15 protein-coding genes are annotated in these 15,963 nt (G+C 46.3%); 5 read left to right on the forward strand and 10 right to left on the reverse strand.

Annotated features, from left to right (window positions below):
• Positions 1-13: 13 nt before the first annotated feature.
• On the reverse strand, positions 14-898 hold the full coding sequence (locus BUA83_RS06170) for a diacylglycerol/lipid kinase family protein (protein WP_072935318.1): 885 nt from the start codon (positions 896-898) through the stop codon (positions 14-16).
• On the reverse strand, positions 895-2,595 hold the full coding sequence (locus BUA83_RS06175; protein ID WP_072935319.1) for a putative polysaccharide biosynthesis protein: 1,701 nt from the start codon (positions 2,593-2,595) through the stop codon (positions 895-897). Before BUA83_RS06175 ends, BUA83_RS06170 begins: the two co-directional genes overlap by 4 nt.
• 222 nt (positions 2,596-2,817) lie before the next feature.
• Here BUA83_RS06175 and BUA83_RS06180 point away from each other — a divergent pair, with 222 nt between their 5' ends.
• Both BUA83_RS06180 and BUA83_RS06185 read left to right on the forward strand, forming a co-directional pair.
• Positions 2,818-3,819 carry a hypothetical protein gene (locus tag BUA83_RS06180; protein WP_072935320.1) on the forward strand — a complete coding sequence of 334 codons (1,002 nt, stop codon included), beginning with the start codon at positions 2,818-2,820 and terminating at the stop codon, positions 3,817-3,819.
• A 35-nt stretch (positions 3,820-3,854) separates the two neighbouring features.
• The gene (locus tag BUA83_RS06185) at positions 3,855-4,613 is read left to right on the forward strand and encodes a DUF4931 domain-containing protein (RefSeq protein ID WP_072935321.1); all 759 of its coding nucleotides are present in this window, start codon (positions 3,855-3,857) and stop codon (positions 4,611-4,613) included.
• 88 nt (positions 4,614-4,701) lie between these two features.
• On the opposite strand, the gene BUA83_RS06190 is transcribed toward BUA83_RS06185, so the two are convergent.
• From BUA83_RS06190 to BUA83_RS06225, 8 genes are all read right to left on the reverse strand, one after another.
• The gene (locus BUA83_RS06190) at positions 4,702-5,256 is read right to left on the reverse strand and encodes a hypothetical protein (RefSeq protein WP_072935322.1); all 555 of its coding nucleotides are present in this window, start codon (positions 5,254-5,256) and stop codon (positions 4,702-4,704) included.
• The gene (locus tag BUA83_RS06195) at positions 5,253-5,540 is read right to left on the reverse strand and encodes a hypothetical protein (protein WP_072935323.1); all 288 of its coding nucleotides are present in this window, start codon (positions 5,538-5,540) and stop codon (positions 5,253-5,255) included. Before BUA83_RS06195 ends, BUA83_RS06190 begins: the two co-directional genes overlap by 4 nt.
• A gap of 62 nt (positions 5,541-5,602) precedes the next feature.
• Positions 5,603-7,219: a peptide chain release factor 3 gene (locus BUA83_RS06200; RefSeq protein WP_072935324.1), complete on the reverse strand. Its 1,617-nt coding sequence runs from the start codon at positions 7,217-7,219 to the stop codon at positions 5,603-5,605.
• Entirely contained in the window at positions 7,219-8,277 is a 1,059-nt protein-coding gene (locus BUA83_RS06205; protein WP_072935325.1) for an ABC transporter substrate-binding protein, read from the reverse strand. Before BUA83_RS06205 ends, BUA83_RS06200 begins: the two co-directional genes overlap by 1 nt.
• Positions 8,278-8,300: 23 nt before the next feature.
• Complete coding sequence (locus BUA83_RS06210; RefSeq protein WP_072935326.1) at positions 8,301-9,086, reverse strand: ABC transporter permease; 786 nt, start codon at positions 9,084-9,086, stop codon at positions 8,301-8,303.
• Entirely contained in the window at positions 9,083-9,901 is an 819-nt protein-coding gene (locus BUA83_RS06215; RefSeq protein WP_072935327.1) for an ABC transporter permease, read from the reverse strand. Before BUA83_RS06215 ends, BUA83_RS06210 begins: the two co-directional genes overlap by 4 nt.
• Positions 9,901-10,965: a spermidine/putrescine ABC transporter ATP-binding protein gene (potA, locus tag BUA83_RS06220; protein ID WP_072935328.1), complete on the reverse strand. Its 1,065-nt coding sequence runs from the start codon at positions 10,963-10,965 to the stop codon at positions 9,901-9,903. The genes BUA83_RS06215 and potA overlap by 1 nt, the downstream gene beginning before the upstream one ends.
• A gap of 236 nt (positions 10,966-11,201) precedes the next feature.
• Positions 11,202-13,088, reverse strand: coding sequence for a type I glutamate--ammonia ligase (locus BUA83_RS06225; RefSeq protein WP_072935329.1), 1,887 nt, complete (start codon positions 13,086-13,088; stop codon positions 11,202-11,204).
• A 413-nt stretch (positions 13,089-13,501) separates the two neighbouring features.
• On the opposite strand from BUA83_RS06225, the gene BUA83_RS06230 reads away from it, so the two are divergent.
• From BUA83_RS06230 to BUA83_RS06240, 3 genes are all read left to right on the forward strand, one after another.
• Positions 13,502-14,245: a PrsW family glutamic-type intramembrane protease gene (locus BUA83_RS06230; protein ID WP_072935330.1), complete on the forward strand. Its 744-nt coding sequence runs from the start codon at positions 13,502-13,504 to the stop codon at positions 14,243-14,245.
• Between the two features lie 73 nt (positions 14,246-14,318).
• Positions 14,319-14,558: a hypothetical protein gene (locus BUA83_RS06235; protein ID WP_072935331.1), complete on the forward strand. Its 240-nt coding sequence runs from the start codon at positions 14,319-14,321 to the stop codon at positions 14,556-14,558.
• A complete protein-coding gene (locus BUA83_RS06240; RefSeq protein WP_094756502.1) occupies positions 14,546-15,958 on the forward strand; it encodes an SGNH/GDSL hydrolase family protein in 1,413 nt (470 codons plus the stop codon). Before BUA83_RS06235 ends, BUA83_RS06240 begins: the two co-directional genes overlap by 13 nt.
• Positions 15,959-15,963: the final 5 nt, after the last annotated feature.

Raw genomic sequence — 15,963 nt, forward strand, 5'->3', positions numbered from 1 at the left:
TTAAGCGTTTCACTTAATAAAACATTTCAATCGCATGAGGAAGTGTCTCCACTGTCATTGGAAGAGAAGGTCCCTTCTCTCCGTCGAGGTCGCCCTCAACAGCTTCACCCGCATCGACTGTGATTTTTTTCGCCTGAACATACAAAAGGTTCGGGTCATCAGGACGCACATTTCCCGAAACAACATCCTTTGCCAAAGCAACAAAGCTCGGAATACTGCATTTTTTTACAACAATCAAATCCAGCTTTCCGTCATCAAGCCTTGCAAGAGGCGCAACATTTTTCAGTCCTCCTGCGGTACCGCTGTTGACAATAACAAAGAAATAAGCATGCACATCATATTCTGAACCGTCTGCCTCTATATGCAGCGGCAACGCGCGGAAATTCGGAACCTCACCGATCCCGCGGATGTAGTACGCGATTTTTCCAATCGCGTTTTTGATACGCACATTTACCTCATGAGCTACCGTCGTCAGCATTCCAGCACTGGCAACATTTATGAAATATCTTCCGTTGGCACATCCCACATCTACAGGCATAGTCTTGCCAGACACAATGCGGTCAAAATACGCATTCTTTACGTCCATACCACCGGTAAGATTAAGAAAGGTCGCAAAATCGTTTGAGGTTCCGCTGCCATAGACGGCAATAGGAGTTTTCAGTTCATGGCGGACGACATAGTCAACCACCTCGCCCAGAGTACCGTCACCACCTGCAGCAATAACTCCGTCAGGAGCAGCTTCACGTATAAAATCAGGAAGACCTGAGTTGTCTATCTTGGTACGGTAAGGAATAAGCATAGCGCCGCGCTTATCAAAAGCTTCTATTATTTCATCAAGCTGGCGCGGAAATGTCGCATGTCCCGAAACAGGATTATATACAAGTACAAAGCGCTTCAATGTGCTTCCTCCTTATTTGCAGATACTTCCTCCGCCGGTGTCTTAAATACACCGATACGGCGCAGGAAACGTATGCTCACACGCCCTAGCATTGGCACGCGTGCCATATCCTCCTCGCCGATACCGCCGATAATAAGCATAACAGCAATGTATACGGCACACCCGAAAAATGTCGCGCCAAATGTGGATACGGCGTTGATTGCCCATGCGGACATAGTGAAATCGTAAAAGAGCTTTACAGCGCCTGCCATAACAACCGAAGCGCCGACTGCTTTCGCCAGATGTCCCCACTCCATACCATAACCAATATATTTATAAATAAAAAACATATTGATTATCGCGGCAACACCCATATCAGCTGCCGTAGCAAAAGCAGCACCAAGAATACCCAACGCAGGAATAGCCGTGAGTGTCCAGTTCAGCACAACCTTTGCCACAGCCGCAAGAATCATGTTGACCATAGGAATCGAAGGATGTCCGAGTCCCTGAAGAATGCCTGTCGATACCTGATGCAGTCCGAGCAAAACAATACTGAAGGAGCATGCCCATACAGCAGGTCCAGCCCCGGGGGCGCTGTATATAAGTGAGGAAATAGGCGTCGCCAGCACGCAAACCACAACAAAAGCCGGAAAGCATACAAAGTTTGAAATACGGATTCCTGCTGCCGTCTGCTCATATACGCGCTTTGTATCGTTCAGTGCTTTCGCCTCGGAGAGCGCAGGAATAATACTCACCGCGAGAGATGCCGTGATTATCGTAGAAAGATTGATAAGCGGTACAGCCATACCGGTGAGATAACCAAAAAGCTCGGTAGCCTGATTTACAGTGTAGCCTGCAACCTCAAGACGCTGCGGTACTATTACAAGGTCGAGATTTGAAACAACCGGAAGCATAATGCTTGCCGCAGAAACCGGCAGCGCAAGCTTGAAAAGACGTGTAATAATATGTGTCCACGGAGTATCGTACTCGTCCGGACGGGGCTTCAGTTCCTCCGGGGTATACATCTCCTTAATATCACGGTCAAGCTTCCAGTGATAATAAACAAGTACAATAAGACCTGCCACGGCACCGGCACATGCACCCATGCTGGCTCCTGCCGCCGCAAACTCAAGGCCCCATGGCAGGAACAAATCTGCCAGCACCACCATAGTGATGACGCGGAAAATCTGTTCAACGATCTGAGACATGGCTGTCGGAGTCATGCGCTGCCAGCCCTGCAGATATCCTCTTGAGCTGGCCAGAAGTGTTACGAAGAAGATGGCAGGCGCCAAAACAACTACAGAGTAATATGCCCGCGGGTCGCGGATGAATTGATAGTCGATGAGCCAGCCTGCTCCAAAATACGTCAAAAGAGAGAACACAATACCCGTCAAAAGCATCAACCACATAGATATGTGGAACACACGCCGGGCTCCGAAAATATCCTTCACTGCCACACGCTCTGCCGTAATTATGGATATAGCAACAGGTACTCCTGCCGTAGAAACGGAAAGCGCGAAGAAATATATCGGGAACGCCATCTGGTAAAGCCCGATGCCTTCGCCGCCAAGTACGCGTGACACAAAAATCCAGTTCAGAGAACCGATGACTTTTACCACAATACCTGCTATTGTGAGGATAAATGTTCCCTTCATTAAGGATTCGCCTTTGTTAGACTTCTCCTTTGCGGAATCATTTTGTTCGTTAATAATAAACACCGTCCTGACGCCCCTTCAAAAACAGGGCGCACGAATAGAAAGGCATAGAAATGCCCATACATAGAAATATTAAGCCGAAACAGGTAGTTTGTCAATTTATACGGCGTATATATAGGCATTTTCATATACTATGAAATTCTCAAAACATTACTTATTCTACTTTAACATAGCTTTATTTTTCTCTGATGTATGGTAAAATTTACGTGAAAGGGAGTATGGAATATGACTGTGGGCAATACCCCATCATCGAATATCAGTGAAGCAAAGCAGATGCTGGCTTCACTCACCGACAATCCAAAGCTTTTATATGTAATCTGCCCTTTTAATATCGGCGACTTTTTAGTAAACGGCGGCCTATGCTACGCTTTGCAGATAAAAAAGCGTAAAACCTCCTGTGCCTTGATTGTTTGCGAAAAATTCAAAGACTCACAAATTGATTTTATCGGAGTATCACAAATCATTTATATTCCATCAGAAAAAATGGAAATGATAAAGGATTATATCCGTGAGAACTCACTTTATGAGACAGACAATTACATATACGGTCACTTCCATGTCAAAAACGGCGGCTATGACTGGAATACATCGCTGCACTTTTTTGACAGATACCGTGAAAATGTATTCGGGCTTCCACTTGGAACTGAAATACTTCCGCCAATTATTGAAGATATTTCAGTTGAGCAGCAGCAAAAGCTACATGCAATGTATCAGCTCAGCAAACGAACTGTTATAATAACGCCCTATGCCAACAGCTCAACACAGCTCTTCTCTGATGAAGTTTGGTTTGGGCTGGTGAATAAACTAAAAGCACTTGGATATATCGTATATACAAACGTTGCGGGAAAAGAACTCCCCATCAAGGGAACTATGCGTATAAAGCTTACCTTCCCCGAGCTTGTCTATGCCGCAGGCAAAGTGAAATGCTTTATCGGCCGACGCAGCGGTATCTTCGATTTGCTGTGCTTCACAGACGCAGAGCTTTTATGTATTTTATACGTTGATTACTGGCATGACGACTTGAGGAAAAATTTCCCTTACAAAAAAAGCTATGCGTTTTATTACGCCGGACACTACAAGGCTGTATTGGAAAACGCCCGAAAAATGAATGCGGATGATCTGACAGAGGTGCAGCTAAACGTCCCACATGTAGATGCGTCAGAAATTTATTTTGAAGAAGATATGATGACAGATGCCATCATCAATACTGTTAAAGAGTTAGAATAATATTTCAATAATCCCAGTATCAAAGAAGGGTTCATATGACGATTAATATCGCACGTTTTAATGTATCAATCGGGAAAAACAAACCCGAAAATATCATTCATACCGAAAACAGCTGCCCGTTCTGCAGTCCTGACACTCTCACAGACATAATCGAAACTGAAGACAGTATGATTTTTCTACGAAATAAATACAACGTCATCGAAGACGCGGATCAGTTTGTTCTCGTTGAAGCTGACAGATGCGGCATAGATATGCCCGACTACTCAAAGGAACACATGCGGCGGCTTATAGACTTCGGTCTGAGACAGTGGCAAAAGCTTGAGGACTCCGGTCTCTACGAGCATGTTGTTTTCTTCAAAAACCACGGACATTTTTCCGGTGGAACGATGCGCCATCCCCACATGCAGATTGTCGGATTTCATCATATAGACTCCTCTCTCATGATTGAACCCGAAAGCTTCGAGGGAATAACTATTGCGGAAAAGGACGGCGTTCTTTTGAATGCATCAACGCATCCGCGCCTGGGCTTCGGGGAGTTTAATGTCATTTCCCCCAAAGAGCCTCCCGATACCTTCGCTGATTACATCCAGACAACGGTAGGATTCATTACCAAGCGGTTCAAAAAAAGTCAGGACAGCTATAACATCTTTTTCTATCATTTCGACGACAAGGTTGCAGCAAAGCTCATGCCGCGCTACCCGACCTCTCCATTTTACGTGGGCTACAACATACGGCTTATGTCGACAAACTTCGAGGATGTCTGTGAGGCTCTTCGCAAATCCATACAGGAATAAACCACAAAACGGTCAATGCAAAATGCACTGACCGTTTTTCATTCGATTTCGGCGTGATTCAAACACCCATCATACAATAATACGGGTGTCAGCCGCCTATTTTATTGTGATACTTTATACGCTCAATCATTATACGATAGCCTGCTGTAAAAAAGTATTTGCATTCAGGATCCTCGATTGCCTCTTTGACCTGCTCACTTCCGCCGCCAAACATGCCAACACGCCTATTGAAAAAGCCTTTTGCTTCCTCAAATTTATTAAACGCATTGATCTCCGCAAAACGGTCACGAAGATTGTCACCGTTTTCGATTACACAGAAGCCTTCCATTTCATCATAGCTGTTTTCATCTGCAAGAGCATTTTCAGTATCCATATCCTTCGTTCCCTTTTCTTCGCACAAGAGAGAAAGCAAATATGCAACTTCTCCATGAAACCGCTCAGGCGGAAGAAGTGTCTCAACCAGCGCCGCCTGCTGACCAAACGTTTCCACATGGAAAACAGGATGGTCTATTGAATCGAGCTCCTCTACAAACTTTTTTTCTGCATCTCTTATAAGATTGTTTAAATCATATTGCGGCAGCGGTGCATCTGTAAGATTTGCATCCTGCTTCACAAGGTACGTATATATCCGCACGCTGTTCATCGTAACGATCCTCCGTAACGGAACGCGTAATTCTTCGTTTTCTGCCATAGCGCATTGCGTTCCTCTTCCGTAAACTCACCTGTCGGATCCAGGCTTTTCAATGTGCTCTCAACAGCGTAACTGAGGCGTGCGTTCTTATCCGTCCCACCACTGGGATCCTGCATATAATAATAAGCCAGACAACGAAGCGATTTCTGCATCTCCCGCCGGTCTGTATATGCTATAAAGCCGGCAACGGCCAAAAGAATCATGGCCAGGACGAGAATCATCGTGCTCATTACCATTTGGTTTCCTCCTCATACTTCACAAAGGGAACGAGAACCGTCCCCTGCTTACATCTTCCGCGTCAGACTTCTTTACGGTCAGGCGGTACCGGATAGAGCTGAAGGTCAGGATTATTATCTGTTATCCAGCCCAAAGCCCACTCATTGCTCACCAAAAGCACAGGATATCCGTGACGGTCATATACGAACATACCTCTATCTGCTCCCCGGAGCGACGTCGGCGTCACCTCATGTCCGTCCTCATACTGCATCCAGCGTGCAACCTCGTACGGCTGCATAGTGAGTTCTATGTCTACATTATACTCGCTCTTGAGGCGATATTGCAAAACATCAAACTGCAAGGTACCGACTGTACCGACAATATAGGATTCAGTGCCGGCTCCCGCCTGCTGGAAAAGCTGTATAGCGCCCTCCTGGGTGAGCTGCTCTATTCCTTTTACAAACTGCTTGCGCTTCATGGTATCCTTGGCCTGAACGCGGGCAAATTTTTCCGGTGGGAACACAGGGAAATCAGCAAATTTGAATTTTTTCCCTGCATCGCAAAGCGTATCCCCGATTCCGAACACGCCCGGGTCAAAGAGGCCGACAATATCTCCGGGATATGCGGTATCTATAATCTGTCTGTCCTGAGCCAGGAACTGCTGAGGCTGAGCAAGCTTGATTGCTTTATTCTCCTGCGCGTGCCATACACTCATGTTGCGCTCAAATTTCCCCGAAACAATACGGATAAACGCAAGGCGGTCACGATGTGCAGGATTCATGTTTGCCTGAATCTTAAAGACGAATGCAGAGAATTTCTCATCCTCAGGCTCAATCACACCCTCAGAGGAGAGCCGTGGCGCAGGAGGCGGCGCAAGTCTCAGATATTCTTCAAGGAAGTTCTGCACGCCGAAGTTCGTCATTGCAGAGCCGAAGAACATCGGAGTAAGGTCACCATGCGCAACCTTTTCAAGGTCAAAGTCCTCGCCTGCTTCATCAAGGAGCGTAATATCATCCAAAAGTGCCTGATATGTTTCTTCATCCAGCTTTTCTTTAAGCTCATCTGAATCCAGTTCATAGACGGCGGATTCACGGGCCTTCTGTCCGTGGGTTTCATCTGCCTCAAAAAGCTCTACCTTCTTGGTCTGGCGGTCGTAAACACCGCGATAGCGTCCGTCAGAACCTACAGGCCAGTTCATCGGATAGGAACGGATTCCAAGAACATTTTCCAGCTCGTCCATAAGGTCAATCGGAGCTTTACCGAAGCGGTCAAGCTTATTTACAAACGTAAAAATAGGAATATGACGCTCGCTGCAGACCTTAAAAAGCTTTTTGGTCTGAGTCTCAACACCCTTGGCAGCATCAAGAACCATGACAGCGCTGTCAACAGCCATCAGTGTACGGTATGTGTCCTCACTGAAGTCCTGATGTCCAGGAGTATCAAGAATATTGATACGGCAGCCGTCATAATCAAACTGCAGGACAGAGGACGTAACAGAAATACCGCGCTGCTTCTCTATCTCCATCCAGTCTGAGACCGCATGGCGCTGAGTTTTTCTTGATTTGATGGAACCTGCCAGATGTATAGCTCCTCCGTACAAAAGAAGCTTCTCTGTCAGCGTTGTTTTACCGGCATCCGGATGGGAAATAATCGCGAATGTACGGCGTTTCTTTATTTCACGGGTTAATTCTTCACTCATTACTGTGCTACCTTCACCTTTGTCCATGCTTTATCGTATTTAGGGAGATTGTCTCCGAGGTCATCAAATACCTCTGTGTTCTTCAAAATATCTGCCGCCGGATATGCAGCGATATCCTTCTGTACAGCCTCATCCAGCTGCTTCTGCACGCTCGGCAGCGGTGTCGCGTAACCAATGTACTCAACGTTTCTCTTTGCAATATCCGGGCGCGTCATGAAATTCAGGAACTCTTCAGCCTCTGCCATATGCTTCGTGCCTTTGAGAATTACCATGGAATCAAACCAGAGATTCGTGCCTTCCTTAGGAATAGCATATTCAAGGTCAGGATTCTTTTCCTTCATGAACATAGCATCACCGGACCATACAAGAGCCATTGCTCCCTCTCCGGCTATCATCTTGTCCTTTACCTCGTCTACAACATAAGCAAGAACCAGCGGCTTCTGCTCGATGAGCTTGTTGGCTGCCGCATCAAGCTCCTTCTCATTTACCGTATTCATCGAATAGCCAAGATATTTAAGAGCAATACCGATGGAATCACGCGGGCTGTCCAGCATGAAAATCTGCTTGGAATATTTCTTGTTCCAAAGCATACCCCAGCTGTCCACAGGCTCCGTCACCATCTTTTTGTTGTAAATGATTCCGAGGGTACCCCACATGTACGGAATGGAATATTCATTCTTCGGGTCATAGGGAAGATTTTTGTACTGGTCACCAATCTCCTTGTAATTGGAAAGCTTGGAGGTATCAATCTTCTCAACCAAACCCTCTTTAATCATTCGTTTAATCATATATTCTGAAGGAACAGCGACATCATAATCGCTTCCGCCGGACTTCACTTTGACGTACATGTCCTCATTCGTTGCGAAGGTATCGTAAATGACATGAATACCTGTTTCCTTCTCAAAATCCTTCAAAACATCAGGAGCAATAAAATCACCCCAGTTATAAACCTTGAGCTCACGCTGGGCAGTTTTCTTTTCTCCTCCGCAGCCGGTCAGGAGCGCAGCCCCGATTACGCATACCATTGCAACGCAAAGAAATTTTACAATCTTTTTCATTTAAAATCCCCCTATCTGCCGTTTCAGGCATGTTTCTGTTTCTTTTCCCCGGTCACCCTGCGGTTAACCGCCAGCAGCAGCACCAGCACCACAAGGAACAGCAGTGTTGACAGTGCATTAATGGTCGGGTGAATACCCCTTCGGGCCATAGAATATATCAGGATGGACAGATTATTCACGCCCGATCCTGTCGTAAAGAAGCTGATAACAAAATCATCAATAGACAACGTAAATGCGAACAGCGCGCCTGTCACAATGCCCGGCAAAATCTCCGGGAGAACAATTTTGCGGAACGCATAGGACGGGCTCGCTCCCAAGTCAAGTGCCGCCTCGTAAAGAGACTGGTCAAACTGCTTTAGCTTCGGCAGTACAGTCAAAATAACATACGGAACATTAAATATCGTATGTGCCAGAAGCAGGGAACCAAGCCCAAGATTCATCTTCACAAAGATGAACAGCAGCATAAGTGAAATACCCGTCACTATGTCAGGATTCAGGATAGGAAGATATGTGAGATTCATCACAATCTTCTTTTCCCACTGCCGCATATCCTTGTGCATAGCAAAGGCTGCAAGCGTACCTATAATGGTCGCCAAAACTGCCGAAAGCACAGCTATTGTAAGCGTGTTATAAACAGCGTCAAGAATGGCGCTGTTACTGAACAGCTCCTCATACCACCGCAGAGTAAACCCGCCCCAGGCAGCACGGGATTTCGAATCGTTAAACGAAAAAACGATAAGAATAAAAATCGGCAGATACAAAAAGGCAAATATCAAAGCCGTGTAGGAACGTCGAAGGAATCTCATCATAACAGCATCCCTCCGTTCCCGTTCTTATTATAGCGTGAAAGAAGTGCCATGCTTATTATAATAAGAATCATCATGAAAACCGAAAGCGCTGAGCCGAAATTCCAGTCGCCTATAGCCAGGAACTGCTGCTCAATAACATTTCCGATAAGCATGTACTGACCGCCGCCAAGAAGCCTCGAAATAACGAAGGTCGTCACTGCCGGCATAAACACCATCAGCATACCGGCATAAACACCCGGCAGCGATAAAGGAAATGTCACCCGCCTGAAGGAAGTCCACGCATCCGCTCCCAAATCCCCCGCCGCCTCCAGAAGGCTTCTGTCCATCTTCATCAGAACCGAATAAATCGGGAGAATCATGAACGGCAGGAAATTATACACCATTCCCAAAAGCACCGCTCCGTCCGTATAAAGAAGCTGCAGCGGAGCTATGTTGAAAAACGACAGAACAGTGTTTATAAGACCTTTCTTTTCGAGGAGCGTCATCCACGCGTATGTCCTCAAAAGAAAGTTCATCCACATAGGAATGATAGTGATAACAACCAGCATATTACGGTATTTCACGCGGCATGTAGCAAGAATCATCGCCATCGGATACCCGATTATAAAACAGGCGAAGGTTGAAACAGCCGCAAGCCATACAGAATGCCACAAGACCTTCAGATATACAGGCGATGCCGCCTGCTGAATATTTTCAAGAGTAAAGGCGTATGTGCCCTTGACCGTAAAAGCAAAATAAAAAATAAGTGCCAGCGGTACCACCGTGAAAAGAAGCATCCAGATGTGGTACGGATACACCAGCCACCGTCTCTCCATCAGACTGCCCCTCTCACATCATCCGAACGGAGCATAACATGAATCTCATTCGGACCAATATTGATTCCGACCTCCTGCCCCGCAGGAGTCATCGCCGTACTCTGCGCCAGCCATGAGAAACCGTCGGCAGTATCAATTACCATCTCGTAATGAACACCCTTGAAGGTAACCTCACGGACAACACCTGTGAGCATCCCCTGCTCAGGAGAAACAAGAACAATATCCTCAGGTCTTACAACAATATCTACAGGCAAATCTTCGCCAATCCCACGGTCCACACATACGAACTCGCGGCCGGCAAACTCAACAAGCTCATCTCTCACCATACGTCCCGGCAAAATGTTACTCTCACCTATGAAATCCGCGACGAACGGATTTTTCGGTTCATTATAAATATCCTCAGGACGCCCGATCTGCTGAATACGTCCGCCGTTCATGACGACGATAGTATCACTCATAGTAAGAGCTTCCTCCTGGTCATGAGTGACATAAATAAATGTCGAACCTACACGCTGCTGAATACGCTTCAGCTCTACCTGCATACCCTTCCTGAGCTTCAAGTCAAGCGCAGAAAGCGGTTCGTCCAAAAGAAGAACCTCAGGCTCATTTACCAGTGCGCGTGCAATAGCGACACGCTGCTGCTGACCACCCGAAAGAGACTCCACAGCACGCTCGCCGAAGCCTTCAAGATTCACAAGCTTCAGCATCTCTTCAACACGTCTGCGCATCTCATCCTTCGGAGTCTTCTTTATTGTAAGCCCGAATGCAATATTCTCAAACACGTTCATGTGCGGAAACAGCGCATGCTTCTGAAAAACCGTATTTACACGCCTTTTATAAGGAGGCATTTTGCTGATATCCTCACCATCAAAAAGAACCTGCCCAGACGTCGCCTGCTCAAATCCTGCGATAATACGCAACGTAGTCGTCTTTCCGCAGCCGGACGGCCCCAAAAGCGTCAAAAACTCATTCCTTCGAATCGAAAGATTGATTTTATCTAAAACGGTATGATCCTCGAACTGCTTCGTAAGATTTACCAGATTGATAATGCACTGATCCTGCATTGAACATTTCCTTCCTACCCTGTACTAGCATGCACAGACCCACAACAAAAAAGCCCGAAAACCATCTCGAGCCCATGCACCCATTCTTTACTATTATACATGTTTTTATCGAAAAATAAAGCTATTACGCAATTCTTTTTCCTACAATAAATATAGAATGTATTGTTCCAATATTTTCTAAATACAAAACAGCTCCCGCACTTTTCGCACAGGAGCTGTTAACCATCACTATTGGATTAAATCATATTCTGTTTATAAGCGACATAGAGATGTTTGAGCTCTTCCATCTTGTCGTACATTTCGACCTGCAGACCGGATGCCGTTGCATAGTCACCGGACTCAAGAGCATTTACGAGCAGCGTAAAGAGGGATTTTTCATCAATGCTGTCCTTTGCGAGATATGCACGGATGCCGCTGATTTTCGTCCAGTTATAGGAATCCTGATCTGTGACAGTGTCGGCTTCAATCTCCTTTGCCTTGCGGACGATGTCCCTGTTCTCAGGGATGATACGACTCTCAAGCTCTGTCTTCCAGCGAAGAAGTGCGCCTTCAACGAAGGAATTGACGATTGCTTCATCCAAAGCACCGCCTGCCGTTACAATAGCACGTTTCTCTGGGAAGTTTGTCAGGTTTTCCATATTCTCCCAAACAGTTGCAGGGGGAGCACCGAACATGCGGTCACGTTCTTCCTGCGTGTAATCCTCGAATACATCCTCCTCACTTCTGTAAGCGCGGTCTTTTTCAAGGTAGAAGCCCTCTTCACCCGGCTTTTTGGAAAGCTCCTTCAAAAGCTCTTCGGTTGTGTGCTCGGCCGCCATCTTCGCGCCGTCGAGAACTGCGGAATATATAGCGGCCAGCGCGACGTATGTATTCGTATACGGATTGCATGCGCGGAGTTCGAAACGTGTAGCCATAGGATTGCCTACATCACGGATAAGACCTGCGAGAATCGTACGGTTACGGGACGGAACCTCAGGTGTAGTGCCAATCGACGTAACAATACATACAGGAGCTTCAAATCCCGGTTTTAAACGGTTGAATGCATCATTGGTTGCGGAAACAAACGGATTGATAACCTCGTAGTTTTTCAGAATACCCATGATAGCACCGTAACCGATGGCACTCATGAAATCCTTCTTGAGTTCCTTGGGAGCAAAGAGATTGACGAGACTGCCGTCCTTCATGCGTGCAGCCATTCCGATGTGTGTATGCTCACCGTTGCCTGCAAGACCAATCATAGGTTTCGCCTTGAAGTTAACCTCAAGACCGTTTTCACGGAAAACCTCTTTTACAAGTGTGCGGACGAGAAGCTCGTTATCCGCGGCCTGCAGTGCATCGGCAAATTTCCAGTCAATCTCAATCTGCTCGCATACATGGGACATGTTGCCGGATTCATCAATGTGTGCCTTGAGACCGCCAACCTCTTTATGACCCATCTCTGCGCTAAGGCCGTAATCATCAAGCATCGCTACGCTCTGCTCAAGAGCTGTGCGGACTGCACCGCGTGTGCGCTGCCAGTACTGCTCCTGCATAACCTGTGAAGCACTCATCTCAGCGATATCTGCTTCCTCCAACGGTGTCTTAACCCAGAACTCAAGCTCTGTTGCCGAGGTAAAAACGATATCCTCAACATTTTTCCCGTTAACATGCTCAAGACCTGAAACCGTCGGATGCTTTTTGAAAAGTGCAAGCATTTCATTTTTTACGAATTCAAGGGTATCTTTCAGAACAGAACGGGAATCGACATGCTTTCCTTCATGAATCAGGAATGCCGGGATACGGAGTGTACCGACCGGTTTCTCAAGCCCTTCGTCATAGTTTTCATAGTTATAATCTACGAACCAGTTAACTGACGGGTCAATCGGCATGTCTACCTTCGCGTTATTCAGTGTAGCAATGCCCGGGAGAACAACAGAAGAACCGTCTGTCTGGACTGCAGTGCCGGCATAGAAATCATCAATATCCTTCAGGAAAATACGCATCGGAATTTTCTCATCCGTATCGTTTCCGGCAAGGTCAACACCGACGAGGGAAACGAATTTGATTTCCGGGTGTTCTCTGAGGGATTCGAGAATTTTTTCTTTCGGAGTGTTTGCAGGGATTACATAAAGCAGATCTTCCATTGTAATTACCACCTTTTCATTATTTTTGAAAAAAGAAAGAGCCTTACGACACCCGCGCACAGCACAGGCTCGTAAGGCTCCATTGCCTTCGTTTTTCAATTACAAGGAGAGTATAACACCACGATTCATGTTTGTCTATAGTTTTTTTCAAAAAAAATAGACACTTTAAGATTTTTATGCTTTCGGCAAAATTGAACGAGCCGGCAATTACCGACTCATTCGTAAATATAGCGTCTATGCTCTACAGCACAACTAATATAAACAGCCTGCTGTTCTGCATATCATAAATGTGGAAAACTGTAATTCACAGCATTATAATTATCTAATAACAAATGATTTCACAAAAGCTTTCTTCTGTCCGCCATATTCATCAAGACAGATAACCCCAATCCGCCTGAAAGGAGTGCTTTGTCATGGGAATTATTGCTTTTTTTATTTCACTCATTGTTTTAGGAATCCTGTATCGTAGAATGATTGCACGTGGCGTACCCGAGCCCATCGGCCGAATGCAGGCTGTCGTTCCTGTTTTACTTGGAGTTGTTTCTGCACCGCTGTCCTTCATTTTTACATTGACGTGCGGTTACTTCCTTTCGACCAATGGATATACCCCTGCTGACCATTCCCTAATCACGCAGTCCGTAGTTTCAGCCTTTTTATTTGCCGGACTTACAGAAGAACTGGCCAAATTTCTTATGATTTTGGCTTCATCTGCAATCTTCAGCCGCACCGTCAGAAACGTCTATGAATACACGCTGATAGGCGCAGCCGTCGGCATGGGATTTACCTTGCCTGAAGAAATACTTTACGGCTCTGATTTGCTGGGATTATTATTCAGAATTGATTTCATCGCCGGGCATATGATATTCGGAATTTTAATGACTTATTTCCTTGGCATGGCAAAATACAAAAAACTCACAGCTCAAGGCTCACCAACACGGGAATACGTACTGGCGTTACTGGTGCCTATGCTGATGCACACACTTTACGATACCTTCACCGCAAACAATAAATTTCTGACCGATGCAGATGAAAACATTCAGATGATCGGAGCCGGCATGGGAATTGTAGTGGCACTTGCCGCGTTCGTTATTCAAATCGTGATTCTTGTAAAGCACAAAAAGAACGCTGAAAAGCTATGCTCTCTGCGCCTGTCGTAACGAGGAAGTTTTGCCTAAGGCAAAACCGAAACCAATGTTGTATAATGTCCTTATGAACAGGATGTGAATTCACATGAACAATGTTTCGAGATATTGCAGACAGGCAGGGCTTTCATCGCAGGATCTTATCAGTAAGCTCCGTATCCCCGCGCCTGTGGTAGATAAATGGGAAAAAGGCGAGCTGGTGCCTCCCGCATGGGTTGAACAAAAAGTCTTTGACCTGGCGCAAAAGGAGCGCACACGTCAGCTGAAACAAAGCCGCCGTCCAAGAGTACAGCCAGGAAGTGACCCTAAGAGAAGGTGGAGACCATAGGAAAGCATGAAAAGCGGCAAACACGAAAAGAAGCCGCACATATTCGAAAGATACGCCGTATAAAATCAAGAATCATGAGCGTTCTGCTCACGGGATCTTTGCTCTTTGTCCCTGCAATGACAGTATCAGGCTCAACTCTTTCTGAGCCTGCGCCATCTGGACTTACAATGACATCACCTCAGGAGCCGCTTTCAGATGCTCCGCTTTTGTCATGGAATAAAAATTTTGACGCTATTGCGTACGAAATCGAGATTTTCAGTGACAACATCAAAAATTTGGATCCGCTGGATAACGATTCCCGCGCCATATACCGTACCACGGCAATTTACACAAATTTTTATGAGCTTCCGCTTTACGAAATATCGGATAAGCTTCCAAAGAATGGGCCGGTTTACTGGCGCGTCCGTGCATTAAAGCTCGGCAAACAGGCAATAAGCCCCTTTTCGGAGCTTGTACCGCTCTATACGGATGCTTCACTGCCTCACATGAACGCACCTATTCCACGTAAGACTAGCCCGATGGCGAAGGGTGCAGCCATGCTTTATCCGGTTTACGGCTGGATTCGCCCAACTAATGCATCTTACTTTGAAGTGCAGATTTTCGCGGAGGATCCTGATAAAAATTCACTTGCAAGACCTATTTCCGTATATACAGCTCCTATTGCCGAGCTTTACGACACAGAACCACGCATGGGCGATACAACGTATTACTGGCGTGTACGTTCTCTGGGCGAAGACGGAAAACCTCTCGGCGACTGGTCGAAGGTCTCCGGCTTTCGCACCTCTCCTTCCGACCACTGGAAGATTGCGGTTTTCGGAGACAGCATCAGCCACGGCGGCGGCCGTCTTTCCTTTGGCCCGGAGGATCTTGAATACAGCTGGCTTCATTATTTGGACAGCAATGCCGTAAATCTTTCCCAAAGCGGCAATCTGACATCAGATATGCTGGCGCGGTTCGAGCGCGATGTTGTTCCCTTTCATCCGGAATACCTTATCATCATGGGCGGCACCAACGACCTCCGCTCTGATGAATACACGCTTGAAAGTACAATAAAGAATATGAATGCAATTGAGGAAAAATGCCGCAGGTACGGCATTAAGCCGATTTTCCTCACACTTCCGCCTATCAATCCGGCAAATATCATACGTGCCTTTGATGAACAGACTGATCCCGGGTGGAAGAATAAATTCGCCCGCTTTAACGATTTTCTGCGAACCAAGCCCCATATCGATGTGGCAAAATCCTTCGCTGCCTACAGCAGTGAAACCGGTGAACTTCCGGAATGGCTCGGCTACGATGGACTTCACGAAGATGTAATAGGAAAGCAGCTTATTGCGGCACGCGTCAATGCTGAATGGGAAACTGCAGTACAGGCCGCAGATGAATGGTTCAAGCAATAATTATA

The sequence above is a fragment of the Schwartzia succinivorans DSM 10502 genome (assembly GCF_900129225.1).
Taxonomy (GTDB): Bacteria; Bacillota; Negativicutes; order Selenomonadales; family Selenomonadaceae; genus Schwartzia; species Schwartzia succinivorans.